Here is a 26,804-nt window from a genome sequence, read left to right as displayed (position 1 = left end):
CTAATTAAAACCAGAAAAAATCATCCCTTCTTTCTGATTTTCAGTATCCTACCTTACCTCAGCTAGCTATTAATTAATCGAAGTATTTCAATGCTTATTTTATGCATTTTTTGTTCTTTGATAATAACCATCTCTATCTGAAAGAGCTTCCTATAGCGGAAACCGATCATTACAAAAGAATATATTGAATTGAGAACTTCGAAGACTTATCCATTTTTATGCAGGAACTCTAATTTAAAACCTTCCCTATATATCTCCCAAATTACCAAATGGTATAGTTGTCTATACCAATTATAAAACGTTTCCATATAAATGAAAAGCAAAAGTTCTTAATTCCTTTAATTTATTGAATAAATAGAATAGTAAATATTTTAAAGGTATAACAATTTGTTTAATAGCTTCTTTTCTTAATTCAAACTCTTAAATAATAAGTTGAATCATACAGCATTTCATCAAAAATGATTCTCTTATATTTAAAATATATTCTCTTTCAGGAACAATTACTACTCTTACCTACACTTTTTTCATCTTCGTTTTACAAAAAACTTTCAAGAGCCCATAGGAAACAACGCCCATTCACTTGAAAGCTTCATTTAAACATTCTATTTAGATTACTAAATCAGTTAACACAGTAACATTCGGATGTTTTTTCAAGATTGTTACTGGTATTTCTTCAGTCACTTCACCTTTTAACAACGCTTCTAAAGCAGTACGTTTCTTCTCGCCAACCGCAATTAATAAAATTTGTTCTGCACGCATGATTGAAGAAATACCCATTGTAATTGCCTTAGTAGGTACTTCATCTAGAGAATTAAAAAATCTTGCATTTGCTATTCTAGTCGATTCTTCAAGTTCAACAACATGTGTTTCACTATCAAACGCTGTGCCAGGTTCATTAAAACCTATATGCCCATTTTCTCCAATTCCAAGTAATTGGAAATCTAACTTCATTTTTTGTAAAAGCGCTTCATAACGAGCAGCTTCTTCATGTGGATCTTGTGCCTCTCCATTAGGTAAATTAGATTTTTTAAATGGCTTTTCATTGAAGAGCTGTTGTTTCATAAACGATATATAACTTTCAGGATGCGCTTTCGGAAGTCCGACATACTCGTCTAAGTTAACACTTTCACACTGAGTAAAATCAAGTTCACTATTACGAATCCGCTCATAAAGAGGAAGCATAGTTCCACCTGTAGCCAAACCAAAGTTTTTGGAACCGTTATGTACCGCCTCTTTTAGAACGTTAAATGCTCGATCATATAATGTATCTAAATCAATAATCGTTTCAACCTTTAATGCTGTTTTTATGTGATTACTCATCTCCATTAATACACCTTCTCATTTCAATTTATTTACTTACACTTTAAACCATTATTTCTATGGAAGCCAACAAAAAAATAAAAAAATGTTTATTTTTCCAATATTATACCAATAGTAATGAAAAAATGATCGATTTCACACTTTAATATCCTTAGTCGAAAAAATAATTCAAACGAATTAATATAATTATATAAATTTTACAATAAAATCAATTTTATAGTATTTAAATCGAAAATTAATGTTTGAAAGTAAAATAAAACCCCTCTCAATTTTCTTTGAGAGGGGGTGATTTAATAGTTAACGAATCCCGATTGTGCCGTCTAAAAATCTAATCGTTTTGAACCCGCAATAAGCAGGTGGGTGTTCTCTTCGAAATTTTAAACGTCCCATGACAGGCATGTTCGCCATTTCAAAATGTGAACTCCCAACGATAAAATGTTCGGTCAAAACTGATAAGCTTATAACGAACACATCAGGATTCGCTTTAATTACATATTACCATATTAATTCTGACAATTCAAAAGATTTACTTCTCGTCAGCCAATGTTTTTGTGCGGATATTTAACTCATCCAATTGCGCTAATGATACTGTACTTGGCGCATTTGTTAAAACACAACTTGCACTTGCAGTTTTAGGGAATGCAATTGTATCACGTAAGTTGTCACGACCAGCCAGTAACATAATGAAACGGTCGAGACCGAATGCTAAACCACCGTGTGGAGGAGTTCCATACTCAAACGCATTCATTAAGAAACCAAATTGTTCTTTTGCTTCTTCATCAGTGAAACCAAGTGTTTTGAACATTTTTTCTTGTAAATCTTTTTCGTGAATACGTAATGATCCGCCACCAAGTTCGTAGCCATTTAATACGATGTCATACGCTTGTGCTTTAACTGCACCCGGTTCAGTAACCATTTTTTCAAGATCTTCATCAAATGGACGAGTGAATGGGTGATGCGCTGCATAGTAACGGTCATCATCTTCGCTGTATTCAAGTAATGGCCACTCTGTAATCCATAGGAATGCAAAACGAGATTCATCAATTAATCCAAGGTCTTTTCCAAGTTTTTTACGTAAAGCACCTAGTGAATCAGCAACAACTGATTTTTTATCAGCTACGAATACTAATGTATCACCTGGTTCAGCTTGCATACGTTCAACAAGTTTTTCACCAAATTCATCATCAAAGAACTTACCGATTGGACCAGTTAATCCTTCTTCAGTTACTTTAATCCACGCAAGACCTTTCGCACCGTAACGACCAACAAATTTTGTTAGTTCATCAAGATCTTTACGAGAGTATTTGTCGTTTGCACCTTTGATATTAAGACCTTTTACTTGGCCTCCATTTTCAACAGTACTTGCAAATACTTTAAAGTTACAACCTGCAACAACATCGCTTAATTCAATAAGTTCTAAGTCAAAGCGAACATCAGGCTTATCAGAACCGTAACGAGACATTGCATCTTTATAAGTCATACGTTGGAATGGAGCTGGAATATCAATTCCTTTAACTTCTTTCATAACTTTTTGAATTAATTTTTCGTTTAATTCGATGATTTCATCTTGTGACATGAAACTCATTTCCATATCAATTTGAGTGAATTCAGGTTGACGATCAGCACGTAAATCTTCATCACGGAAGCAGCGTGCGATTTGGAAGTAGCGCTCAAATCCACCAACCATTAATAATTGTTTAAATAATTGTGGTGATTGTGGTAAAGCGTAAAATTCACCTTCATGTACACGTGAAGGAACTAAATAGTCACGTGCGCCTTCTGGAGTTGACTTTGTTAAGATTGGTGTTTCAACTTCTAGGAAGCCTTCATCTTGTAAAAAATTACGAATTACTTTTGTCACGTCAGAGCGAAGTTTGAATGTATCGAACATTACTGGACGACGTAAGTCTAAGTAGCGGTATTTTAAACGAAGATCTTCGTTTACTTCAGTGCGATCCTCAATTGCAAACGGTGGTGTTTTAGCTTTGTTAATGATTGTTATTTGATCAATTAAAACTTCAACCATACCAGTTTCCATGTTTGGATTGATCATTTCCGGATCACGTAATGCTACAGCACCTTCTACTTCTACAACGAATTCGCTACGAAGAGAATCCGCAATATCTAGTGCTTCTTGAGAATTTTCTGGGTTGAAAACGATTTGTACAAGTCCTGTACGATCACGTAGGTCAACGAAAATTAGTCCGCCGAAATCGCGACGACGTTGTACCCATCCTTTTAATACAACGCGTTCGCCTTCATGAGCGCCACGTAAAATACCACATTCATGCGTTCTTTTTGCCATGATTATTTCCTCCAATTATTGTACCTTATGTTTTGTTAAATAGTTCACTAAGTCATGGAATGGTACTTTTTCTTGGCTACCCAATTCCATGTTTTTCACATTAGCAGCCTGTTCCTCTAATTCTGACTCACCCAGTACGATGACCCACTTAGCACCTAAACGATCTGCTGATTTCATCTGCGCTTTTACTTTACGACTCGCATAATCAAGCTCAGTTGAAATACCTTTTGCTCTAAATGAACTTGCTAATTCTACTGCTTTCAACTTCGCTTGATCGTCCATTGCAACAATATACATATCAAGCGCATTGTCTGTATCAAGTGAACGTCCTTCTGCTTCAAGCGCAAGTAATAGACGTTCGATACTCATTGCAAAGCCAATACCAGGTGATTCTGGACCACCGATTTGTTCAACTAAACCGTTATAGCGACCACCACCACATAAAGTAGTAATTGCGCCTAGGTCCGTTGCTGTACTCATAATTTCAAAAGTCGTGTGGTTATAATAATCCAAGCCACGTACTAAGTTTGGATCTACTACATAGGTAATGCCTAACACATCTAAGTATTTTTTAACTGCTTCAAAATATGCTGCAGATTCCTCATTTAAGTAATCTGTTAGTGCTGGCGCAGTAGCCATTAAAGGATTTTCGCGATCTACTTTACAATCTAAAATACGTAATGGATTTTTTTCTAGACGATTTTGACAATCTGAACAGAAATCATCGATATGTGGTTCGAAATGTTTTATTAATGCATCACGGTGAGCTGCACGAACATCTGCATCACCTAAAGAGTTAATCACTAATTTTAAGTTTTTCAATCCAGCTGTTTCATACACATCCATTGCAAGTGCAATTACTTCTGCATCAATCGCAGGATCTTTACTACCAATTGCTTCTACTCCGAATTGGACGAATTGGCGGTAACGCCCAGCTTGTTGGCGTTCATAGCGGAACATAGGACCAATGTAAGATAATTTTACTGGTTGATCAGGTTGACCGAACATTTTGTGTTCAACGTAAGAACGTACAACAGCCGCTGTACCTTCTGGACGAAGTGTTAAAGAACGATCTCCTCTATCTTTGAATGTGTACATTTCTTTTTGCACGATATCAGTCGTATCACCAACACTACGTTGGAATAATTCCGTCTGCTCGAAAATTGGAGTGCGAATTTCTTGATATCTATATACTTGGCAAAGCTGACGAATGATTTCCTCAACCTTTTGCCATTTTTCAGACTGTCCAGGTAATATATCTTGAGTGCCTCTAGGTACTTTATAATTCATCACATTTACTCCTTTCAAAAATTCAGATTAACTGTGGACAAACGCTGTCCTTTATCTCACGATTTTCTATGATGAAACTAAAAAAGCTCTCGCCCCTTGCAATAAATGCAAGGGACGAGAGCTGTATAAGCTTCCGCGGTTCCACCCTAGTTGATCTAGTATAACTAAATCCTCTCATTCGGATAACGGCCGATTCCGTTTTCTCCTAATAAGCCAATGCCTTTCGAAGAAAAACCTCTCGAGTGTTATTCACTATACTGTACTGTAGAAAAGATTTCAGCCTCGTCTTTTCCTCTCTTATCAGCCTTAAAAATATAGTTACTTGCTCGGTCATAGGTGATCATAAATAAATTCAGATTACTAAATATCTTACCCACTACAAACAAATATGTCAACTATTTTGAAAAACTATAGATTTTTCATGTCATTTCCTTTTACAATAGATAAAAAGGAGGATTAGCATGAAAACAAAATTAGTTAAAATGTTTAGTATTTTTTTGCTTTGCACCACGCTTATATGCTCATATTTTTACCAACCTATACATACGGAGGCATCTTCTTCAATATCATATAAAGTAACGGCTAGTCAACTTACTTTACGTGAAGGTCCTAGTACAAGTACAAAAAAAATTACGTTAATTCCAAAGAGCACAAAATTAACAAAAATCTCATCTAAAGGCTCTTGGATTAAAGTAAAATACAGCGGGAAGACAGGTTGGGTTTCTTCACAATACTTATCTAAAGTAACTACAAACGTTAATACTGCTGCTACTTCGAAAACAGTAACGACAAATGTTAGTAATCTTAATATTCGCTCCGGTGCTGCAGTTAGCTATAAAAGTCTTGGGAAATTAGCAAAAGGCACAAAAGGCACAGTTTTAGATGAAAAAAGTGGTTGGGTGAAGATTAAAACAACCAAATATACAGGCTGGGTTTCTAAAAGTTATGTAACGTTTAAATCAACTACTTCTTCCAATACAGCTAGTAATGTTGGGAAATATTACTACATTACAATTGCTAGTTTAAATGTACGAGAAAAAGCCTCTTCATCAACTAGCACTGCTATTATTGGCACAGTAAAAAAAGGTAATGAATTTAAAATTTTAAAGGAATCTGGTACATGGGTACAAATTCAATATACGACTACTAAAAAAGGTTGGGTTTCTGCCAAGTCAGTATATGGGAAAATTAGTTCAAAAAAACATACTTCACAAACATCAAACCCAAACAAACCAGATGAAGAAGATGAAGATACAGAAATTGAACCGACACCGGACCCTTCAGAGCCCGAAAATCCAACACCTGAGGAACCAACTGATACGCCTGAAGATAATGTCGTTTATACTAAACCTTCAAAAACAGAATATATCGTTATACAATCTGGTTACTTGAATATCCGTTCAAAACCAAATACAAAAGGAAATATATTGTCTGAAGCCTCTGCTGGAGATTACTATACGGTGCTGCAATATGCAACTTATCCATCAAATGAATGGGTTGAAGTAATGTATGCTACTGGAAAAACAGGTTGGGTTTCAAATAATACGTCTAATAGTTATATAACATTAACAAATCCAGCTACTAATCCTCCTGCTGAATCAAATAAAACGATTGTATTAGATGCTGGGCACGGCGGTTCAGACCCTGGTTCAGGTGGCGGAGGCTACAATGAAGCCGCACTCACATACGCTTTTACTTTAAAGACAAAGAGCCATCTTGAGAGTATGGGCTATACCGTATATACAACACGTGGTCAATATTCCGCTTGCTCTTCATCTACTAATAAAACAGTAGATTTACAATGTCGAGTAAATGTTGCGAAAACGAAAAAAGCAGATATTTTTGTTAGTATCCATATGAACTCTGCAACTTCTACTGCAAAAGGAACTGAAACATATTACGCTGCTTCAGGTAATCCATATCCAACAAGAAGCAGACAATTAGCAAGTGCTGTTCATAACGCTTATCAACCTACAATGGGTAGTACCAATAGGGGCGTTAAAACGAATGTCTTTTATGTAAATAGAATGGCGACTGTTCCTTCTATTCTTTTAGAAGTCGGCTTTATTTCAAATGTTGAGGATCGTAGTAAACTTATCAATGCTACTCACCAAAATAATGTCAGCAGGAGCATTGCACAAGGTATCCACAATTACTTCCAAATGCAATAACTATTAACCATTAACAGCCTTATTAGTTTTTTGCAAGAAAACTAGAGTAAGGCTGTTTTTTGAATCAAAATCTAACTAATCCATTCAATTGAAAAAAACCTCGGATGCTTCCATACAAAATTGTATGAGAGAATCCGAGGTTTTATTACTTTCACAATAGTAAAATATGTGATGTGTATTCTTTCATCCCCATATTCTAAGTGAATAATTTCTTATATTATGACCATTATTATTTTGATTCAATGATTATCGTAACTGGTCCATCGTTTGTTAATTGGACATCCATCATAGCACCAAAAACCCCTGTTTCAACATGTAAACCTAAGTTACGAAGTGTTTCATTGAAATACTCCCACAAAGGCTCTGCTTCCTCAGGTCGTGCAGCTTCAATAAAGCTAGGACGATTTCCTTTGCGTATATCGGCATACAAAGTAAATTGCGATACAGATAAAATAGCTCCACCGTGATCTAAAATTGAATGATTCATTTTGCCATCAGTATCTTCCCATAGACGCATTTTCGCAATTTTATTTGCGATATAGTCAGCATCGGCTTTTGTATCACCATGTGTAAGTCCAACTAACAATACATATCCTTGCTCAATGGCACCTGTAACTTGTCCATCTACAGTGACAGTTGCTTTTTTACTACGTTGCAGTATTACCTTCAAAATGAAAACTCCTATCTTAGTTTGTCACACGTTGTACAGAATAAATATCAGGAATTTGTTTAATACGATCTACAACTTTATATAAATGAGCAATATCACGAATACGAATTGTTAAGTTAATAGTTGCTAGTTTATCTCTATCAGCTCTACCACTCACAGCGCTTATATTCGTTTTAGCTTCATTCACAACTTGCATCACTTCATTCAATAAGCCTGGACGATCATAGCCTGATACTTCGATATCAACAGAATACTCTTTCTTCTCATCAGCAAAAGCAGAGTCCCATTCAACATCGATTAAGCGCTCTTGTTCTTCGTTCGATTGCACATTTGGACAATCTGCACGGTGAACAGAAACACCTCGACCTTTTGTGATAAAACCAACAATATCATCACCTGGCACTGGGCTACAGCAACGTGAAAGACGAATTAGTAGATTCTCTAACCCTTTTACAACGACGCCTGACTCCGTAGATTTTCTCTTTTCAGGTGAATTCATTTCCTTGTTAATTTTAACTAACGCTTCTTCATGATCGCGCTGTTTACGAATTTTTTCCGCAAGACGATTTACAACTTGTTGTGCCGTCATACCATTAAAGCCTACTGCTGCAACTAAATCGTCTTCGCTGGCAAAATTCATCTTTTCACAAACGCGTTTAAAGTTTTCAGTAGTTAAGACTTCCTTAGGATCAAAGTTTTGCTCTTTAATTTCCTTTTCAATTAATTCGCGACCTTTTACAACATTATCTTCACGCAATTGCTTTTTAAAGAACTGTTTGATTTTATGCTTAGCTTGTGAAGATTGTGCAATTTTCAGCCAATCACGGCTTGGACCAAATGATTGCTTTGATGTCATGATTTCAATAATATCGCCAGTTTTTAAAGGTGTATCGAGCGGCACCATTTTTCCATTTACTTTTGATCCGATAGTTTTATTACCTATTTCAGAGTGTACGCGATACGCAAAGTCAATCGGTACAGATCCTGCAGGTAATTCCATGACGTCACCTTTTGGAGAAAAAACATAGACCATATCAGAAAATAAATCAAATTTTAATGATTCCATAAATTCTTCTGCATCAGAAGATTCGTTTTGGAACTCTAAAATTTCTCGGAACCATGTTAGTTTGCTATCGATATTCGAATTACTCATATCGATATTCTTACCTTCTTTATAAGCCCAGTGTGCAGCAACCCCGTATTCTGCAATATTATGCATGTCCATCGTACGAATTTGCACCTCTAATGGGTCACCGTAAGGTCCAATTACTGTCGTATGCAACGATTGATATAAGTTTTGTTTTGGCATTGCGATATAGTCTTTAAACCGACCAGGCATCGGCTTCCAAAGAGTATGCACTATACCTAAAACAGCATAACAGTCTTTTATACTATCGACGATCACACGGACAGCAAGCAAATCATAAATTTCACTAAATTGCTTATTTTGCATAACCATTTTACGGTAAATGCTATATATATGTTTTGGTCGTCCTGATAGATCAGCCTTAATTTCAATATCATCTAGCTGTGTATGGATTTCCCCCATAACAGATGATAAATAAGCTTCACGTTCTACACGCTTTTTCTTCATCAAGTTAACGATACGGTAATATTGCTGTGGGTTTAAATAACGAAGTGCAGTATCTTCTAACTCCCATTTAATAGCTGATATCCCTAAGCGATGAGCTAATGGAGCGAAAATTTCAAGCGTTTCTTTTGCAATACGTCGCTGCTTTTCAACAGGTAAATGCTTTAATGTACGCATATTATGTAAGCGATCCGCTAATTTAATTAAAATTACACGGATATCTTGCGCCATTGCGACAAACATTTTGCGATGATTTTCAGCTTGCTGTTCTGCTTTCGATTTATATTTAATCTTACCTAGCTTTGTAACACCATCCACAAGCATAGCAACATCTTCACTGAACGCTTCTACAAGATCTTCACGTGTTACGGGCGTATCTTCTACAACGTCATGTAGAAAGCCTGCTGATACTGTTTCTGGATCCATTTGAAGTTCAGCTAAAATACCTGCTACTTGAATGGGATGTAAAATATAAGGCTCCCCCGAGCTTCGAAACTGTTCTTTATGCGCTTCTCTCGCAACCTCATATGCTTTTTGTACAAAAGCAACATGTTCGGTATTCATATAAGAAGAAAGAGTTGCAAAAACGTCTTCTACTGTCATCACTTGATCCTTCGCCATGTTAGCCACCCTATTCCATAATTTTTCCGATTAGATTTAACTTTTATTGTATAAAAAAAACAGCCTTGTTGTAAAGGCTATTTGCGTCAAAAGCGGTTGGCAATCATAATAACTCCATTTATATGATAAAAAACCTCTTTGTTAAAAACAAAGAGGTCAATTTATTAGTATTGCATTAATGTAAATATATCATGCCCTTTAATCTTATCACGGCCGTTAAGCTCTTCTAATTCGATTAAGAATGCACAACCTACTACTTCTCCGCCTAATTCTTCAATAAGTTGGATAGCTGCTTCTACAGTTCCACCAGTTGCAAGTAAATCATCCACGATCAATACTTTTTGACCAGGTTTAACAGCATCTTTGTGCATTGTTAATGTGTCTTTACCATATTCCAAACCGTAATCAGCACTAATTACTTCACGAGGTAATTTACCTGGTTTGCGAACAGGTGCAAAACCGATTTCTAAAGCATAAGCAACAGGGCATCCAGTAATGAACCCACGTGCTTCGGGACCAACGATTAATTCAGCGCCTACTTTTTTTGCATACTCCACGATTTGATCTGTTGCATATTTATATGCTTTTCCATTATCCATAATTGTCGTAATATCTTTGAAAGAAATGCCCTCTTTCGGCCAGTTTTCAACGATAGTTACATATTGTTTTAAATCCATTACTGTTCCTCCTCAGAAACTGTTTGAGCGGATAATCTCGCATCAAACCACTGTCTTAAATCTTTATATGGTGCATACAACAAAGTCTGTTCCAAATCCATTTGTTGTGCGCGTGTTTTATAAACATTTGCACTTGATAATTGTTTTTTAGGAGCACCTTCTACAATTTTTGCAAGTCCGTTTTCTATTGTAACAAATCCAAGTTCAAAAAACACCTGGGTCATGAAAATTAACATATCACGACTCCATCCTTTATGCTTTGCTAAATCATTCAAATGCTGTCTCAGATGGAATTCACGTCGTTTATTTAAAAACGTATAGTACCAACCAAATTGTTCACGCGTTGGCATACCATCAAAATAATGCGAATCTGGAATATAAAAATGAGCATATATTCGAGTCGGTTTCACTTTCGTTAAAAGGTCCTCTAACATTTGAACATCTTGCGGCATATCTAATAAGACGACATACGGGCTAACCTGTTCTAGTGAAAGTTCTTCATTGTATGGCATTATTTTTTTCGGAATTAAAGATTCATAGTACTGCATTGTATCAGGCTTAAACGCTATAAATGTAGATTCCTCTACAGGTATCGTTTGCAACCATCTAGCAACTTGTCGTATTCCTCTTAAGTCGAATAGCTGCCATTCATCCGTACGTACATCTGAAATCATAAACTGCGGCTTCTTTCTTCCATTCCATTCATTAATTTGTAAATCACCAGCAAAAGAAACATTTATACCATATGTTAGCTCATCAGCAAGGTATCCTTTATGGAATCCAACTGCATCGATGGTAGCATCGGGTTGGCCAATTTCCATCTTCAAATGATCTTCATTGGCACCTATTTTTCGCATCGATTGAATGTGTTCATTTTCAATACTATAAATGGGTTTTGGAAAACTCATTCCAAACGGGGCTAAATCTCTTACTTCTGCAATTGAATCGGTATCTATCTCATCTATTTTCAGAGGAATATCTACTTGAAGAATTGGAATTAGGTCTTCTTCTGTCAAGCACTCTCTAGCTTGTATATCTAATCGTTCTCGCAATTCATCTACATCTTCCATTGCTAATGTCATACCGGCTGCCATTGGATGCCCACCGAATGCTGGTAAGATGTCACGGTTTTTTGCAAGCTCTTGATACATATTAAAGCCTTCTATACTACGTGCTGAGCCTTTTGCTATCCCTTTTTCAATATCAATGCACAATATTATTGTCGGCTTATAATATTTTTCTACAAGTCTTGAAGCTACAATTCCAACTACTCCTGGATTCCAGCCTTCTTCGGCTATAACAAGTACTTGTGAATTACGGATTTCATCTATATTTTCAACCATAGCAACTGCTTGCTCAGTAATATCTGAAACAATTCCTTGGCGCTCTTTGTTTTTATCATTTAAAAGGCTCGCCATTGTCGCTGCACTTGCCTCGTCTTCTTCAAGTAAGAAATCCACACCAGGATTGGCATCACCAAGGCGTCCTAATGCATTTAATCTTGGTCCAAACCCAAAACCAATAGTCTCTTCTGTAATGTCATTTTGCTTTGTTCCCGCTACTGTACATAATGCCTTTATCGAAGGTCTTGGTGATTTCTGCAAGGCTTGAATACCTTGCTTTACTAAATAACGGTTTTCATCTAATAAAGGCACTAAATCGGCTATTGTTCCAATGGCTACAAATTCCAGCAGATGTTTTGGAAATTCACCGTACAAAGCATGTGCCACTTTAAATGCTACACCAACACCTGCAAGCTCGCCAAAAGGATACTCCCCTTCTGGATGTCTCGGGTGAATGATGACATCGGCTGAGGGCAATTCCTCTCCAATTTCATGGTGATCTGTCACAATGACATCCATACCAAGCTCTTTTGCCACTTGTACTTCATGATTACCTGAAATACCATTATCAACTGTGATAATTAACTTAAAACCTTGCTCATGAGCTTCGCGGAATAATCGTTCACTAGGTCCATACCCATCAGTAAATCGATTAGGAATTTTGTGCTCTACTTTTGCACCTAAGTCTCTCAAAACGGTCATCATAACAGCTGTACTCGTTATGCCATCAGCGTCGTAATCGCCGTAAACAAGTATTTTCTCATCGTTATTGATTGCTTTATGAATTCGATCGACCGCTAGTTGCATCCCATGCATTAGGAATGGATCGTTTAAAGATTGATGGTCAATATTTAAAAAAGCACGTGCAGATTCGACTGTATCAAAACCACGTGCCACTAATATTTTGGCTGAAATTGCAGGTATACCTAGTTCATTTTGAAATGTTTTTACAAGCATTTCATCTGGTCTTTCGATTCGCCATCTTTTTGTTGTCATTACCATTTACGTCACTTCCTCACGCGTTTCATTATACCTAATTTAACTTACGAAAAAAACCTTTAGACAAAGAAGCTGTTAGGTTAGTCGATGAAATAATTAAGCCTACATGTCCAAACATATTAAATCATTTACTTTCGATATTGATAAAACAAGCTTTAACTATAGCTATAAATCCAAAAAAACTACTCTACACTTTTAAAGTGCAGAGTAGTTTAAGTGAGCTGAACATTTTCGTATTCAATTATACGACTGGTTCGTCAGTGCCCCATTGTTTTTTCTTTTTACCAACGTCTAAGTTACCTTGCTTTTTCATTTGGCGTTTTTTCAACGAGAACCAAACTTGAGCTGCGATAAAGATTGACGAATACATACCTGTAATTAACCCGATTAGTAATGCAATCGAGAAGTTTTGGATTGAAGGTGCACCTAAGAACAATAATGCAACTACTACAATAATTACTGTTAATACTGTATTTACAGATCGTCCTAAAGTTTGACGAAGCGATTTATTAACAATGTTGGCAAGGTCTTCAGAATCTTTAATTTTACCAACACGATGTAAGTTTTCACGAATACGGTCAAACGTTACAATTGTATCGTTTATTGAATAACCAACAATCGTTAATACAGCCGCAATAAATGTAATATCTACTTCGAGACGGAAGAAACTAAATAACGCGACCATAAAGAATACGTCATGCAGTAATGATACAATCGCACCTACACCCATACGCCATTCGAAACGGAAGGCAACATATATGATGATTCCAAGAGCTGCAATTGATAATGCTTTGATTGCACTTTTTACTAACTCTTGTCCAACTGTTGGAGATACTGTGCTAATACTTGGTTCGTGACCAAATTCTTTTTTAAATTCAGCTTTAACTGTTTTAATTTCTTCTTTTGAGAAGTCTTCTTTATATCGAATAACACCAATGTCTTTGTTTTCACCAGAAATTACAATATCCTCTGATTCAAATCCAGCTTTTTTGATGAAATCAGAAACTTCTTCTTTCGTTAACTGTTGCTCAGCTTTAACTTCCACACGAGTACCACTTGAGAAATCAATTCCTAAGTTCAGCTTGAAGATTCCTAAAATGGTAAACCCTACAATAATAAAGATTAACGAAGCTGCGTAATATTTTTTACGATTATGAACAAAATCTAATTTATCAAAGCGTGTTGTTAAATCTAATGTATCTACGCCTTCTTCAATTTTGTGTACTTTCTTTTTACTTACGCCAAACCAACCTGTTTTCCCATCGAAGTATCCGCTGTTTACTAGTAAGCCTAGTAAAATACGAGTTCCCCAAACAGCTGTGATAAAGCTGACTAAAATACTAATCATTAATGTTGTTGCGAAACCTTTAACAGAGCTTGTCCCGAAGATAAATAATACAGCTGCCGCAAGAAGCGTTGTAATATTGGCATCGAAAATAGCTGAGAATGAAGATTTCGAACCTGAGTTAAACGCTGCCTTAATGGACTTACCAACTCGTAATTCCTCACGAATACGCTCGTACATTAAGATATTGGCATCTACGGCCATACCTACCCCCAGTACAATTGCTGCGATACCTGGTAGCGTAAGAACTGCATTAATCCAGTCAAAGATAACAAGTACTAAAAATGTGAAAACAACTAATGTTAAATTCGCTACCAATCCTGGTAGACGATAATATACAAGCATAAAGATAAAGATTAACCCAATACCAACTAGACTTGCAAAAACCGTACTTTTCAGCGCTTGGTCACCGAATTGTGCTCCTACTGAAGTTGAATATTTCTCAACTAATTTAACAGGTAATGCACCAGCATTTAAAATACCAGATAAATCTTTTGTTTCCTGAACAGTAAATGCGCCTGAAATTTGAACGTCTGATGAATTGATGACTTGCGATACTCCTGGGGCAGAAACAAATTTAGGTTTTGCCTTTTTAACTTCTTCTGCGTAGGAGTCTTTACCTTCTTCAAAGTCTAACCAAATGACTAATAAGTTATTTGGTTCTCCCATAGCTGCAATTTTCCCTGTTACTTCAGCAAATTTTGCTGGATCTTTTAATTTCAAAGTAACAATAGGACGATTCTTATCGTCAAAGGAACCAGATGCACCGCCTTGTTTCAAATCATTTCCGTCTAACAAGATGTTATCGTTAACATCACGGAATGTTAAATTAGCCTCAGTTGAAAGTAATTCACGAGCAGATTCTTGATCGTCCACACCTGCTAACTGAACACGAATGCGGTCCTTACCTTCAATTTGAATGCTCGGTTCACTAACACCCAGTGCGTTTACACGTCGTGATAGTGCTTGTGCTGTATCCTTTACATCATTTTCTGTAATTTCCGGACCACCACTTAACGGCTCAACTTGATAAAGAACTTCAAAACCACCTTGTAAATCAAGGCCTAGTTTAATATTGTTCAAGACTCCTTGAACAGTCGTACTCATCGTTGCACCTAAAACAACTACTAGTAGTAAAAAAGCAACGATACGGCTTCTTAATTTCATTCAAACTTCCTCCTCAAACAAATACAGCGGTATGACTTATAAAACATTTTACTTAATAATCTATATTATGACACGAATTTATTCATAAAGCTTGTAAAAACTTCGAGACTAAATGCTCATACCTTATGAAAACTGATATAAAAAGTATCGTAAAATGCTTTTTAGTAAAAAAATTTGTTTCATTCGTACAACATCAAATTTTAAAACTTAACAGGTCTATTATGAAACAGGTAGACTCCACTGTCAAATTGACCCTTTTATTATTTATTTAAAACTTTTCTTACTTTTATTTAAGGTTCTTCACTACCATTCCCATGTAATAGCAGTTGTAATTCGTCTTGATTTAATTCTGAGAACCAATTAGATGTCTTTGATTCTTCGATTTGAGTATAGGTCATATATTGTGCAGTACTTAAAGAAAATAAATCCTCAACCATTTCATAAGGACGCAATGTCTGAATATTGCGCTTGCGCCATTTCTTTTTTACACATACATCCCATATATCCTCCACTGTTACCGTTTTAAAACCTTGCATGATAAATTCATTTCTTTTACTAATTAAAGCTGGTAAAAACTTTTGAAATAAAGCCTCGTACTCGATTGCCATCATTTCACTTCCTTTATGGTAGTTTTATCCGCTTCTGTTCTTGCATAGGATAATTGTATACGAATTTTCTTGAATTGAGAAGGAAGGGATAGTATTGACTTCTTTTTTTCATGGCACTTTTTTATTAATGGGTGCTGTGTTCTTATCTAAGCTCTTGGGTTTCTTGTATCGAATGCAATTTATGAGGGTTGCGGGCGAAGAGGCAGTGGGCACATATATGGCTGCATATCCGGCTTTTATTTTCTTCCTATCCCTAGTCCAACTCGGCATTCCAATTGCTGTAGCGAAAATCATCGCTGAACTGCACGCGAAAAAAAAGAAAGAACAATTAAGTGCTGTAATGAGAACAGCTACTTTATTGACCTTTCTTGCAGGTATTATCTTATTTCCTTTGATAATGCTTTTCATTCCGTATTTGTCCAACAATTTACTTCATGACGGACAGACCATGCTTATTTTATATGTTGGCTTGGCAACGGTTCCAGTTGCCGCAGCATCCGCACTGCTCAAATCTTTCTTTCAAGGACTAGCACGCATTGCTGAAACGGCTTGGTCTCAAACAATGGAACAGGTTATCCGTATTATTCTTATTACTTTTTTATTACCTTATGGTGTAAATGTAGAAGAGCCAGCACTAACTGCAGGGTTTGCTATGGTCATTACAGCAATTGCTGAAGCCGTCGCTTTCCTCTATCTGTATTGGCATTATCGAAAAGTAAAGCGTTCTGATGTTCTACAGCCATCAAAAGAGTATTATCCACCAAATCCAATATTAAAAGTAGCTCTTCCTTCAACTGGTAGTAAAATTTTTGGTACATTTACATGGTTTTTAGAGCCCATTATCTTTTTAAAGGCGCTAACCTTAGCCGGAATGACAACCGTCGTTGCAACAAAATTATATGGGGTCATTTCTGGTGTACTTGTTCCATTATTATTATTCCCAGCTTTTGTACCATTTGCTCTATCAGTTGTGCTCATTCCTGCTGTAAGTGATGCTGTTGCTCGTGGCAATCACCGGTTATTAAAAGATCGTGTCCAAATTTCACTTCGATTATCGACGCTTGTAGGCTGTTTTGCGGCTACATATTTTTTCATTCACGGTGATGAACTTGCGATGAAACTTTTTCACCTACAAGAAAATCGTGGCTATGTGAAATTATTATCGCCTGTCTTTTTCTTTTATTATATTCAAAGTCCACTAAATTCAATTTTACAAGCAGTAGATGAGGCGAATGCAGCTATGATGAATGCTGTGTATGGCGGTATTGGTAAATTGTTTATTATGTTCGTCCTTGCTTCTCAATCAGGTTTACAGGAAAAAGGTGCGGTCATTGCGATTGGTTTCGGCGTTCTCGTCACATCCTTTTTACATATCGCAACTATTCGTCAGAAGAAATATTTGCATACCGGCTTCCGATTATTTGTCGTCCCATATGGCATATTCATTTTCGTAGTAGTATTTCGTACCATTCTAATGCCTACTGCAGGTCTTTCTGTTATCTGGAATAGTGCTATAACCTTAGGTATACTTTCTGTACTTTTAATGCTTTTCAATCAAATTAGATGGCGTGACTTTATGTATTTAACAAGAACAATTAGGAAACGGCTATGATGCCGCTTCCTTTTTTTGTATGTGCAATTCATTCTCCTCAAAACAGCAATAAAATATTTCCGTAATGTCAGTAATACCTTGCTCTAATAGTTTTTCCCTTAACCATTCTTCCGTTCTTTGTGTTAACTGGAGATTGCGATTTTGTACTTCCCCATCAACAATATATGGTAGAACAGGGGTGTCCTCATTTTTTACGAAAACAGAAAGATTACCAGATGGCTCTAAAAATGCGTAAGCAACTTGCTGAACAGATCCTACCTGCTGTTCTCTTAACTGTTGGAATAAATCATTTAGATTATATCGCAACCTCCTCATTTCCTTTTCCATAATAACGCCATCTCGAATAATCGTAACCGGGCCACCATCAATTAAATCACGAATCTTTTTATTTTTTAAAGTTATAAATGACAAAACAACTTGGATAACGAGCAGCATAATCATCGGCAGAACAGATTCAAATAACTTACGTTGCGGGTCATCAATAGCAAATGCTGCAACTTCAGCGATGAGTACGAATATGACGAGATCAATCATGCTTAGCTCGCCAACCTCCCGTTTTCCCATGAGGCGAAAAATAATCAAAATAACAAAATATAAAAAGACGGTACGAAATCCGATAATCAATAAATCGTTCATACACGACTCCTTTTTTATTATAGAATGTGTAAGATTGAACGATTTATACGAAAAACATTAGTATCTAAAATATTACTTTTTAAACTATCGTCTAATTAATTTAAAAAAGTTAATTGTTCTACACTATCTTTAAAATCTCTTATTACAAATTTCAGTTACATACTTATTTAAATATTGTGCATAAAAAAAGACTACTCCACAACATAAGTGTGGAATAGTCCTTTTGAACGCATTTATTAGTTAGTTGCATCTTCAACGATGCGACCTACCGCCGCGCGCTCGAAACGAAGTTTTGTGCCATCAGCAACTTTGATGACAACTGTTGTATCGTCAACTGCGTCAACTTCACCGTGCAATCCACCGATTGTCACGATTTGATTGCCACGTGATAAACTATTTTGCATTTGAGATGTTTTCTTACGTTGTTTTTGTGCTGGACGGATTAATAGTAAATACATCACACCAAACATAAGAATAATCGGGCCAATACCTGTTAAAAATTCCATTGAATAAAATCCCCCTTTCTATTTCTTTCAATAGTATACAAGAATCAGAAATTTTTTGCATTTGGTTTGTTGAAACCATATGCTTCAAAAAACTCTTCTCGGAAATCACCAAGTCGATCTTCACGGATCGCTTGTCTTACGTTTCTCATTAAATCTTGCAAGAAATATAAATTATGATAAGAAGTTAATCGGATTCCAAATGTTTCTTCCGCTTTCAACAAGTGACGAATATACGCACGTGAATAATTGCGACAAGTGTAGCAATCACAGTTCGGATCAAGTGGACCAAAGTCTCTTGCGAATTTCGCATTTTTGATCACTAATCGACCTTCGCTTGTCATGCATGTACCATTACGAGCAATACGTGTTGGTAATACGCAGTCAAACATGTCAATTCCGCGAATTGCACCATCGATTAATGAGTCAGGAGAACCTACTCCCATTAAATAACGAGGTTTTTCTGCCGGTAATAACGGTGTTGTATATTCAAGCATACGGTTCATGATATCTTTTGGTTCCCCTACTGATAGACCACCGATAGCGTAGCCCGGGAAATCCATAGATACAAGATCCTTTGCAGATTGCTTACGTAGCTCTTCAAATTCTCCACCCTGGACGATACCAAATAGACCTTGGTCTTGTGGACGGGCATGAGCTTCTAAACAACGCTCTGCCCAGCGAGAAGTACGTTCCACGCTAGCTTTCATATATTCAAAAGTAGCTGGGAACGGAGGACATTCATCAAATGCCATCATAATATCTGCGCCCAGTGCATTTTGAATTTCCATCGCTTTTTCAGGGCTTAAGAATAGTTTATCACCATTTAAGTGATTACGGAAATGAACGCCTTCTTCTTCAATTTTACGAATATGGCTTAAGCTAAATACTTGGAAGCCACCCGAATCTGTCAAAATTGGACGATCCCAGTTCATAAATTTATGGAGACCTCCTGCTTCACGAACAATTTCGTGACCTGGACGAAGCCATAGATGGTACGTATTGCTTAAAATAATTCCTGCTCCCATATCTTTTACTTCTTCTGGAGACATTGTTTTAACAGAAGCTTGAGTACCTACCGGCATAAATGCTGGTGTCTCGAATGAACCGTGCGGAGTATGCACAATACCAAGGCGTGCGCCTGTTTGCTTATCTGTTTTAATTAGCTCATATCTGATTGCTTGAGACATTGATTAATTTCCTTTCTTTGCTTTTGGACGGATAAACATCGCATCGCCAAAGCTAAAAAAGCGATAGCGTTCTTGTACTGCGATATTGTAAGCATTTAATATTATTTCACGGGTTGTTAATGCACTCACTAACATAACTAGCGTTGATTTTGGTAAATGGAAGTTTGTGATTAAACCATCAATTGATTTGTATTCAAAACCTGGGTAGATGAAAATCGAAGTCCAACCACTATCAGCTACAATGTTACCATCATGGCGTTCTGCTATTGTTTCAAGTGTACGAGTAGATGTTGTACCTACTGCAATTACACGACCACCATTTCTTTTAGTATCATTGATAATAGTTGCTGTTTCTTCTGTTAGATTATAAAATTCAGAGTGCATTGCATGTGTTTCTATCGTCTCAACATTAACAGGACGGAATGTTCCTAATCCAACATGCAATGTTAAGAAAGCAACTTTAACACCTTTTGCACGAATTTCATCTAATAAGTCTGTTGTGAAGTGTAAACCTGCTGTAGGAGCCGCTGCTGAACCACGTTCTTTCGCAAAAACCGTTTGATAACGATCTTGATCATCTAATTTTTCACGAATATATGGTGGTAGAGGCATTTCTCCAAGTTGGTCTAAGATTTCATAGAAGATTCCTTCGTAGTTGAATTTAAATAGTCTTCCACCATGATCTAACTCACCTGTACACGTCGCTTTTAGCAGGCCCTCACCGAAAGTAATTTCAGTTCCTACTTTCACACGTTTTGCAGGTTTCACTAGCGTTTCCCATTCATCTTCATTTGACGTTTGTTTTAATAGTAATATTTCAACATGCGCGCCTGTTTCTTCTTTCACACCCATTAAACGTGCAGGTAATACACGTGTATCATTTAAGACAAGGCAATCACCTTCGTGTAGTTCTTCGATAATATCACGGAAAGTATGATGTGTCACTTCACCTGAATCACGATCTACTACCATTAAACGGCTTGAGGTGCGGTCTTCTAGTGGTGTTTGTGCGATTAACTCTTCTGGTAATTCAAAATCAAAGTCTTCTAATTTCATTGTTAACTTCCTTTTGTTTTATGTTTGTGATGGCAATGGATAGCCAAAATGCTCATAAGCTAATGTAGTCGCTAAGCGTCCTCTTGGTGTTCGCTGGATGAAACCAATCTGCATTAAATAGGGCTCATAGACATCTTCAATTGTCATTGATTCTTCCCCAATACTTGCTGCAATCGTATCTAAACCAACAGGACCGCCTCGGAAACGTTCAATCATCGTAGAAATTAATTTGTGATCGATATGATCTAAACCTAACGGATCGACTTGTAACAACTCTAGTGCAGCTTGTGCCATTTCTAGTGTAATATCCCCGTCTCCAATAACTTGAGCATAGTCTCTAACTCTTTTTAGTAATCGGTTTGCGACACGGGGTGTCCCACGGGACCGGCGAGCAATTTCTCTTGCTGCTATTTTATCAATGTTCACATCAAATAGCACAGCACTTCTACAAACAATTTCTGTTAATGAAAGCTCGTCATAATATTCCAATCTTAACAACACGCCGAAGCGATCTCGAAGGGGAGCTGATAATGCGCCTGCCCTTGTAGTTGCTCCTACTAATGTAAAAGGAGGTAAGTCAAGTCGAACAGAGCGCGCTGCAGGACCTTTCCCTACGACAATATCTAAACAAAAGTCTTCCATTGCGGGGTACAATACTTCCTCAATCGCTCGGGGTAGACGATGAATTTCATCGATAAATAGGACATCCCCTGGCTCAAGAGAACTGACGATTGCAGCTAAATCTCCTGGACGCTCAATTGCTGGTCCGCTCGTCATGCGAATTTGGACATTCATCTCATTAGCAATAACAGCCGCTAAAGTCGTTTTACCGAGCCCTGGAGGTCCGTATAAAAGCACATGATCAAGACTTTCTTCCCGCATTCTCGCTGCTTCGATAAATATCTTCAAATTGTCTTTTACTTTTTGCTGACCAATATACTGAACCAAATTTTGAGGTCTTAATGACTGTTCAAATTGTTCATCAAAATTGGATACTTCACTCGATACAACACGCTCGTCCATAACTATTCCTCCTTTCTTTTATTTTTGTTTTAATAATAGTTGTAAGGCTTTCTTCATATAGGCGTCAGTTGATGAAAGCTGATTATCTTCATCAAGTTGCGGTCGAATTTTCGTTAACTCACGCTCCGAATATCCCAATGCCGTTAACGCTAGTAAAGCTTCCTCTAATTCATGTTTATTCGGATTCACTCCGAATAGCGGCAATTCATCTTCTCCACTTGGTAACTCAACATTTTCAAGTAAAGCATCTAGTTTTCCTTTTAAATCTAGAATCATTTGGCGAGCAGTTTTCTTTCCGACACCTGGGAACTTTACAAGGAAAACTTCATCTTCTTGCTCAATTGCTTGGATAACTTGAGATGGGTTGCCACTTGCTAAAATGGCCATTGCTCCTTTAGGTCCAATACCTGATACTTGTATCAGTTTGCGGAATAGTTCACGTTGCTCTAACGATTTAAAAGCAAATAGTAGATGTGCATCTTCTCTTACGTGATGATGCGTATAGACTTGCAGTGATTCCTCTTGAACATGAAACGCAAACGGATTTGGCGTATATAATTGCCAGCCAATCCCTTGCTGCTCCATGACAATATATTCTGGAGTAACTCTTGTTACTTGTCCAATTATGTAGTCATACATGGCAATTCCCCTTATATTCAACGCTATGATTATAGCATATTATTTGTTACATTAGGATGTCGGACCTTTGTCCAAATGGCAGTAGAAAAAGATAGATCGCCTAAACGACCTATCTGAAGCTTTATTTGTCATTTTCTTTTCTCAAAAAAGACAAACACCTATTCTATTCCAGACTTCCACTATCATACCATAATTTTGGCCAAGATGAGAGCGCCACATTCGTAAATGCCACAAGTTCTTCGATGAAAGCCGCTTTGCGCTGTGTAGCAATGACATCAACATATAACCATTCTCTTAACAGCTCATTAGGATAACGAATCGCCAGTAATTGCTCTTTCGGAAATCCCTGCAAAAGTGGCTGCTCCTCTAAAAGTTTAGGCAAATTATAATCTACATGAGGAAGTACACGATGCATCCACATGATGATTTCATCTTCAGCATGACCAACTGCTGCTAAATCAAAATCAATCAAATACACCTTGCCTTTCTCCGTCATTAGAAAATTATGATGCACAACATCTCCATGCAAAATTGTTGTTTTTTTATTTTTTACTAGTTGCATACTTTTTAAAGCTTGTTCCGCATAAATAATAAGCTGATCTACAGCTGGGACGCCCAAAAACTGGGCTATTTGTTCTTTTTTAGCCTTGAATTTTGATAAACGATCCTGCCATTTTAACTGTAAATCATATTGTGGCAAAAATACCCCAAACTCAGGCCAATTAATGTCACTATTTGTTGCATGTAATTTATATAATAATTCTAACGTCTTAGTACGTTCTTGCATACGATTAAATTTTACCGCTCGCACATTAGATGCCCACGGTTGCACAATAGCAGTAGGATCATCACTTGCAATAACCGGTAATATATTCGGAAATTTAGCCTTTTTTAATTGTTGATGAACAATACGAACCTTGTCAGCCGTCCCTTTATTCGTGTAGCGTTTAATCGAATAATTATGCCCATTAATAGTCCATTGCCAAACGTTTGGCTTAACCCTCCTGAAAATACCGCTTTGATTCACATCAATTATAGTCTACAGAGGTTCTCGGCTGCGGGTACGGTTGTGGTTGCTGACAACCGCACGGAGAAGTATTCCAATTTGGCATTGGCATTGGCATTGGCATTGGCGTTGGCATCGGCATCGGCATCGGCATTGGCGTTGGATAGAATTGCATTGGCATACTTGGCATCATCATGTCAGGTTGCTGCCATTGTTGTCCCTGAACCGGCCACTGCGGTTGCATTGATTGTTGCCACTGTGGCTGCATTGGTTGCTGCCATTCTGGTTGCATTGGTTGTTGCCATTGCGGCTGCATTGGTTGTAGCGGACCATGATGATGTCCCATAAATGGAGACTCATCAAATCCACAATCTCTAGTTGATTCAGGCATTTGCCAACCTGATGGGGGACTTGGCTGCATTCCCATCGGTGGGCTTGGTTGCATTCCCATCGGTGGGCTTGGTTGCATTCCCATCGGTGGGCTTGGTTGCATTCCCATCGGTGGGCTTGGTTGCATTCCCATTGGTGGGCTTGGTTGCATTCCCATTGGTGGGCTTGGTTGCATTCCCATCGGTGGGCTTGATTGCATTCCCATTGGTGGCCAAGGCTGTTGATTTTGCCAATTTGGTACTTGCGGCATTGGCATAGGCATCGGCATTTGTTCTGCACCACCCCACTGCGGCATTCCTGACGGCGGACACGATGGCATCCCCATCTGTGGCCATGACGGCATTTCCGGTGGACATGGTGGCATCCCCATCTGTGGCCATGACGGCATTTCCGGTGGACATGGCTGCATTCCCATTGGCGGAATTGGTGGTGGTGGACTTGGTGGCATCTCCCCTGATGGGCTTGTTTGTATAGGTTTTGTTGGTTTAGTTTCTACTAACGGTTGAATAATTATTTCCTCCTCATGTTGTTCAACAAACTCTATACGTGTTTTGACTGGACGTTGTTGCACATGTGGATGCATATGTGGAATTGGTGCCGGCTCTACAATAGGTGCTTCTTTTACTGGTACATGTTTCGGCGCTTCTTTTACTGGTACATGTTTTGGTGCTTCTTTTACAGGATAATGTTTTGGTGCTTCCTTCACCGGTTGGTGTTTTGGTGCTTCTTTCACCGGGTGATGTTTCGGTGCCTCTTTCACTGGATGGTGTATCGGTGCCTCTTTCACCGGATGGTGTATCGGTGCTTCTTTTACTGGCTGATGTATTGGTGCTTCTTTCACTGGGTGCTCCTTATGTGAGTGATTCGGCGCTTCCTTCTTTGGTACAGCAGGCAAGAAAATTTCCATACCCGGTACGATATAATCCGGATTCGCCAAATGAGCATTTAAGCGTTTCAAATCTTCAAAAGAAATGCCATACTGTCTTGCGATTTTCCATAAAGTATCGCCTTTTTGGACCGTATGAGTGCGCATTTTTTTCCTCCTTCCGTCTTTCTATCATATGAAAAGCTTTCACAATTGGTCACCCGATTTTATATTTCAGTGAGTGCCTTTCATGTTACACTATGAGTTGAGAAGGGCAATTTATGCTTGTATTCGAGGTGATTTAGATGAAAAAATTATTAGGAGAAGAACGTAGAGATATTCTTTTAGACATGTTAAAGCAAGAGGGACAACCAATTACGGGTACTGAACTTGCTAAACGCACCAGCGTTTCGAGACAAGTTATTGTCAGTGATATGGCCTTATTAAAAGCACGTAACATACCGATTATGGCGACAAGCCAAGGGTATATACTATTTACTTCTAATGAAGATACAACCTGCTGTGAACGTCAGATTGCATGTCGTCATACATCTGCCGATACAGAAGAAGAATTAAATATATTTGTCGATGCGGGAGTCACAGTCAAAAACGTTACTGTAGAACATGCCGTATATGGAGAGATTACCGCTTCCATTATGGTCTCTAGTCGTCATGACGTTCAACAATTTATGCAAAAGCTTGCCGATACAAATTCGAATCTTCTATTGGAATTAACAGAAGGAATTCATATCCATCTTATTTCTGCTTCCTCTGAAGAAAAAATAGATTTTGCTATACAGCAATTACAATCGAAAGGCTTTTTAATTACGACAAATTAAATACCAGCATACAAAAAAACTCTTAGCAAAGATGCTAAGAGTTTTTTCTCGTATATCAGTCATGGCTATTTTGGTATGTATAATAAGTGCCGAGTGATTTCACTGAGCATCCTAATGCAGATAGCTCATCCATCGCACCTCTCATCATTGGTGCATTTTCATCTTCTAACACGTCAACGATAAAGAAATAGTCACCCAGTCCTGTTTTTAACGGCCTTGACTCGATTTTACTTAAGTTGATTTGACGCCATGCAAATACGGATAGTACTTGATGTAATGCTCCTGAACGGTCATTAGGTAATGTAATCATTACCGTTGTTTTTATCTGTTCATCACGATGATCTCTTTCAATCCGTTGATTGGTTCTAGATAAAACAAAAAAGCGTGTATGATTAAAATGGAAATCATGAATATTATCTTGAACAATTTTTAAGCCATAAGTTTCTGCTGCCGAACTGTTACCAATTGCAGCAATACATTGATCTGGGTTTTCAGCTATATACTGTGCTGCCGCTGCCGTCGATGTCGTTGGATTTAACTGAATTCCTCTAAATCTGTAGTACAAATATTTATGACATTGAGCAAGTGCATGAGGGTGTGAATATATACCCTCAATACCTTCCCAATGATCAGCAAATTTTGGATTTACCATTAAATGTTGTGCAATTGGAGATAAAACTTCTCCAACTACATATAAATCCGCTTCATGATATAAATAGTCAATCGTTAACGGTACAGATCCCTCAAGCGCATTTTCTACAGGTACTACTGCTAAATCCACTTGATTGGATGCGACCGCTTCAATGCACTCTGGAATTGTTTTGTAAGGAATAAGCCATTCGTTTGGAAATAACTCTTGCGTAGCTAAATACGTAAACGTGCCTGTTGGGCCTAAATAAGCCACTCTATTTTCCCACTCTTTTGATGTCAATTCAAAA

21 protein-coding genes, 1 other RNA gene and 1 other annotated feature are annotated in these 26,804 nt (G+C 37.5%); of the genes, 3 read left to right on the top strand and 19 right to left on the bottom strand.

From position 1 onward, the window contains the following. Positions 1-606: 606 nt before the first annotated feature. From BK137_RS05410 to hisS, 4 genes are all read right to left on the bottom strand, one after another. On the bottom strand, positions 607-1,326 hold the full coding sequence (locus tag BK137_RS05410; RefSeq protein WP_281489739.1) for a glucosamine-6-phosphate deaminase: 720 nt from the start codon (positions 1,324-1,326) through the stop codon (positions 607-609). A 294-nt stretch (positions 1,327-1,620) separates the two neighbouring features. After that, positions 1,621-1,802, bottom strand: a non-coding RNA gene (gene ssrS, locus BK137_RS05405) — 6S RNA. 44 nt (positions 1,803-1,846) lie between these two features. Continuing rightward, positions 1,847-3,625, bottom strand: a complete 1,779-nt coding sequence (gene aspS / locus BK137_RS05400; RefSeq protein WP_038187331.1) for an aspartate--tRNA ligase — start codon at positions 3,623-3,625, stop codon at positions 1,847-1,849. Between the two features lie 15 nt (positions 3,626-3,640). Next, positions 3,641-4,915: a histidine--tRNA ligase gene (gene hisS / locus BK137_RS05395; RefSeq protein WP_038187334.1), complete on the bottom strand. Its 1,275-nt coding sequence runs from the start codon at positions 4,913-4,915 to the stop codon at positions 3,641-3,643. 107 nt (positions 4,916-5,022) lie between these two features. Further along, positions 5,023-5,258 (bottom strand) — a binding site (T-box leader). Positions 5,259-5,376: 118 nt separating this feature from the next. On the opposite strand from hisS, the gene BK137_RS05390 reads away from it, so the two are divergent. Further along, entirely contained in the window at positions 5,377-7,086 is a 1,710-nt protein-coding gene (locus tag BK137_RS05390; protein ID WP_038187336.1) for an N-acetylmuramoyl-L-alanine amidase family protein, read from the top strand. Positions 7,087-7,315: 229 nt separating this feature from the next. Here the strand turns inward: BK137_RS05390 and dtd are convergent, their stop codons facing one another. The 6 genes from dtd to BK137_RS05360 form a co-directional block, all read right to left on the bottom strand. Then, positions 7,316-7,756: a D-aminoacyl-tRNA deacylase gene (dtd, locus tag BK137_RS05385; protein ID WP_038187338.1), complete on the bottom strand. Its 441-nt coding sequence runs from the start codon at positions 7,754-7,756 to the stop codon at positions 7,316-7,318. A gap of 16 nt (positions 7,757-7,772) precedes the next feature. Continuing rightward, complete coding sequence (locus BK137_RS05380) at positions 7,773-9,968, bottom strand: RelA/SpoT family protein (protein ID WP_038187341.1); 2,196 nt, start codon at positions 9,966-9,968, stop codon at positions 7,773-7,775. Positions 9,969-10,132: 164 nt separating this feature from the next. Beyond that, a complete protein-coding gene (locus BK137_RS05375; RefSeq protein ID WP_038187343.1) occupies positions 10,133-10,645 on the bottom strand; it encodes an adenine phosphoribosyltransferase in 513 nt (170 codons plus the stop codon). Further along, the gene (recJ, locus tag BK137_RS05370; protein WP_038187346.1) at positions 10,645-12,990 is read right to left on the bottom strand and encodes a single-stranded-DNA-specific exonuclease RecJ; all 2,346 of its coding nucleotides are present in this window, start codon (positions 12,988-12,990) and stop codon (positions 10,645-10,647) included. The genes BK137_RS05375 and recJ overlap by 1 nt, the downstream gene beginning before the upstream one ends. 238 nt (positions 12,991-13,228) lie before the next feature. Beyond that, the gene (gene secDF / locus BK137_RS05365) at positions 13,229-15,499 is read right to left on the bottom strand and encodes a protein translocase subunit SecDF (protein ID WP_038187351.1); all 2,271 of its coding nucleotides are present in this window, start codon (positions 15,497-15,499) and stop codon (positions 13,229-13,231) included. 290 nt (positions 15,500-15,789) lie between these two features. Further along, positions 15,790-16,107: a post-transcriptional regulator gene (locus BK137_RS05360; protein ID WP_038187354.1), complete on the bottom strand. Its 318-nt coding sequence runs from the start codon at positions 16,105-16,107 to the stop codon at positions 15,790-15,792. Positions 16,108-16,201: 94 nt separating this feature from the next. Between BK137_RS05360 and BK137_RS05355 the strand changes: the two genes are divergently transcribed. Continuing rightward, on the top strand, positions 16,202-17,719 hold the full coding sequence (locus BK137_RS05355) for a putative polysaccharide biosynthesis protein (RefSeq protein WP_038187356.1): 1,518 nt from the start codon (positions 16,202-16,204) through the stop codon (positions 17,717-17,719). On the opposite strand, the gene BK137_RS05350 is transcribed toward BK137_RS05355, so the two are convergent. The 8 genes from BK137_RS05350 to BK137_RS22505 all read right to left on the bottom strand — a co-directional run bounded on the left by BK137_RS05350 (position 17,714) and on the right by BK137_RS22505 (position 25,195). Beyond that, positions 17,714-18,355 (bottom strand): DUF421 domain-containing protein, encoded by a 642-nt coding sequence (locus BK137_RS05350; RefSeq protein ID WP_038187359.1) that lies wholly within the window; start codon positions 18,353-18,355, stop codon positions 17,714-17,716. The genes BK137_RS05355 and BK137_RS05350 overlap by 6 nt on opposite strands. 236 nt (positions 18,356-18,591) lie before the next feature. Next, positions 18,592-18,861 (bottom strand): preprotein translocase subunit YajC, encoded by a 270-nt coding sequence (yajC, locus tag BK137_RS05345; protein WP_038187362.1) that lies wholly within the window; start codon positions 18,859-18,861, stop codon positions 18,592-18,594. Positions 18,862-18,905: 44 nt separating this feature from the next. Further along, a complete protein-coding gene (gene tgt, locus BK137_RS05340; RefSeq protein ID WP_038187365.1) occupies positions 18,906-20,048 on the bottom strand; it encodes a tRNA guanosine(34) transglycosylase Tgt in 1,143 nt (380 codons plus the stop codon). Positions 20,049-20,051: 3 nt separating this feature from the next. Further along, positions 20,052-21,104, bottom strand: coding sequence for a tRNA preQ1(34) S-adenosylmethionine ribosyltransferase-isomerase QueA (gene queA, locus BK137_RS05335; RefSeq protein ID WP_038187368.1), 1,053 nt, complete (start codon positions 21,102-21,104; stop codon positions 20,052-20,054). Positions 21,105-21,122: 18 nt separating this feature from the next. Then, the gene (ruvB, locus tag BK137_RS05330; RefSeq protein WP_038187371.1) at positions 21,123-22,127 is read right to left on the bottom strand and encodes a Holliday junction branch migration DNA helicase RuvB; all 1,005 of its coding nucleotides are present in this window, start codon (positions 22,125-22,127) and stop codon (positions 21,123-21,125) included. Between the two features lie 18 nt (positions 22,128-22,145). Beyond that, positions 22,146-22,766, bottom strand: a complete 621-nt coding sequence (gene ruvA / locus BK137_RS05325; protein ID WP_038187374.1) for a Holliday junction branch migration protein RuvA — start codon at positions 22,764-22,766, stop codon at positions 22,146-22,148. 163 nt (positions 22,767-22,929) lie between these two features. Further along, positions 22,930-23,793: a phosphotransferase gene (locus tag BK137_RS05320; RefSeq protein WP_051448771.1), complete on the bottom strand. Its 864-nt coding sequence runs from the start codon at positions 23,791-23,793 to the stop codon at positions 22,930-22,932. Position 23,794: 1 nt separating this feature from the next. Continuing rightward, entirely contained in the window at positions 23,795-25,195 is a 1,401-nt protein-coding gene (locus BK137_RS22505; RefSeq protein WP_076066811.1) for a LysM peptidoglycan-binding domain-containing protein, read from the bottom strand. Between the two features lie 137 nt (positions 25,196-25,332). Here BK137_RS22505 and BK137_RS05310 point away from each other — a divergent pair, with 137 nt between their 5' ends. Continuing rightward, positions 25,333-25,866: a transcription repressor NadR gene (locus tag BK137_RS05310; RefSeq protein WP_038187377.1), complete on the top strand. Its 534-nt coding sequence runs from the start codon at positions 25,333-25,335 to the stop codon at positions 25,864-25,866. Positions 25,867-25,921: 55 nt separating this feature from the next. On the opposite strand, the gene pheA is transcribed toward BK137_RS05310, so the two are convergent. Further along, a complete protein-coding gene (gene pheA, locus BK137_RS05305) occupies positions 25,922-26,797 on the bottom strand; it encodes a prephenate dehydratase (RefSeq protein WP_038187381.1) in 876 nt (291 codons plus the stop codon). Between the last annotated feature and the right edge of the window lie 7 nt (positions 26,798-26,804).

This window comes from Viridibacillus arenosi (assembly GCF_001955655.1).
Lineage (GTDB): Bacteria > Bacillota > Bacilli > Bacillales_A > Planococcaceae > Viridibacillus > Viridibacillus arenosi.
The sequence above is the reverse complement of the archived record's forward strand: the minus strand, read 5'-3'. Positions and strand labels throughout refer to the sequence as shown.

What these genes read in the sequence shown, in the direction of transcription:
- tgt (WP_038187365.1), bottom strand. Translation starts at nt 20,048, where the DNA reads ATGTCTCAAGCAATCAGATATGAGCTAATTAAAACAGATAAGCAAACA.
- BK137_RS05310 (WP_038187377.1), top strand. Translation starts at nt 25,333, where the DNA reads ATGAAAAAATTATTAGGAGAAGAACGTAGAGATATTCTTTTAGACATG.
- BK137_RS05375 (WP_038187343.1), bottom strand. Translation starts at nt 10,645, where the DNA reads ATGGATTTAAAACAATATGTAACTATCGTTGAAAACTGGCCGAAAGAG.
- BK137_RS05350 (WP_038187359.1), bottom strand. Translation starts at nt 18,355, where the DNA reads ATGAACGATTTATTGATTATCGGATTTCGTACCGTCTTTTTATATTTT.
- aspS (WP_038187331.1), bottom strand. Translation starts at nt 3,625, where the DNA reads ATGGCAAAAAGAACGCATGAATGTGGTATTTTACGTGGCGCTCATGAA.
- ruvA (WP_038187374.1), bottom strand. Translation starts at nt 22,766, where the DNA reads ATGTATGACTACATAATTGGACAAGTAACAAGAGTTACTCCAGAATAT.
- BK137_RS05380 (WP_038187341.1), bottom strand. Translation starts at nt 9,968, where the DNA reads ATGGCGAAGGATCAAGTGATGACAGTAGAAGACGTTTTTGCAACTCTT.
- BK137_RS05390 (WP_038187336.1), top strand. Translation starts at nt 5,377, where the DNA reads ATGAAAACAAAATTAGTTAAAATGTTTAGTATTTTTTTGCTTTGCACC.
- hisS (WP_038187334.1), bottom strand. Translation starts at nt 4,915, where the DNA reads ATGAATTATAAAGTACCTAGAGGCACTCAAGATATATTACCTGGACAG.
- BK137_RS05410 (WP_281489739.1), bottom strand. Translation starts at nt 1,326, where the DNA reads ATGGAGATGAGTAATCACATAAAAACAGCATTAAAGGTTGAAACGATT.
- recJ (WP_038187346.1), bottom strand. Translation starts at nt 12,990, where the DNA reads ATGGTAATGACAACAAAAAGATGGCGAATCGAAAGACCAGATGAAATG.
- secDF (WP_038187351.1), bottom strand. Translation starts at nt 15,499, where the DNA reads ATGAAATTAAGAAGCCGTATCGTTGCTTTTTTACTACTAGTAGTTGTT.
- BK137_RS22505 (WP_076066811.1), bottom strand. Translation starts at nt 25,195, where the DNA reads ATGCGCACTCATACGGTCCAAAAAGGCGATACTTTATGGAAAATCGCA.
- queA (WP_038187368.1), bottom strand. Translation starts at nt 21,104, where the DNA reads ATGAAATTAGAAGACTTTGATTTTGAATTACCAGAAGAGTTAATCGCA.
- BK137_RS05360 (WP_038187354.1), bottom strand. Translation starts at nt 16,107, where the DNA reads ATGGCAATCGAGTACGAGGCTTTATTTCAAAAGTTTTTACCAGCTTTA.
- yajC (WP_038187362.1), bottom strand. Translation starts at nt 18,861, where the DNA reads ATGGAATTTTTAACAGGTATTGGCCCGATTATTCTTATGTTTGGTGTG.
- ruvB (WP_038187371.1), bottom strand. Translation starts at nt 22,127, where the DNA reads ATGGACGAGCGTGTTGTATCGAGTGAAGTATCCAATTTTGATGAACAA.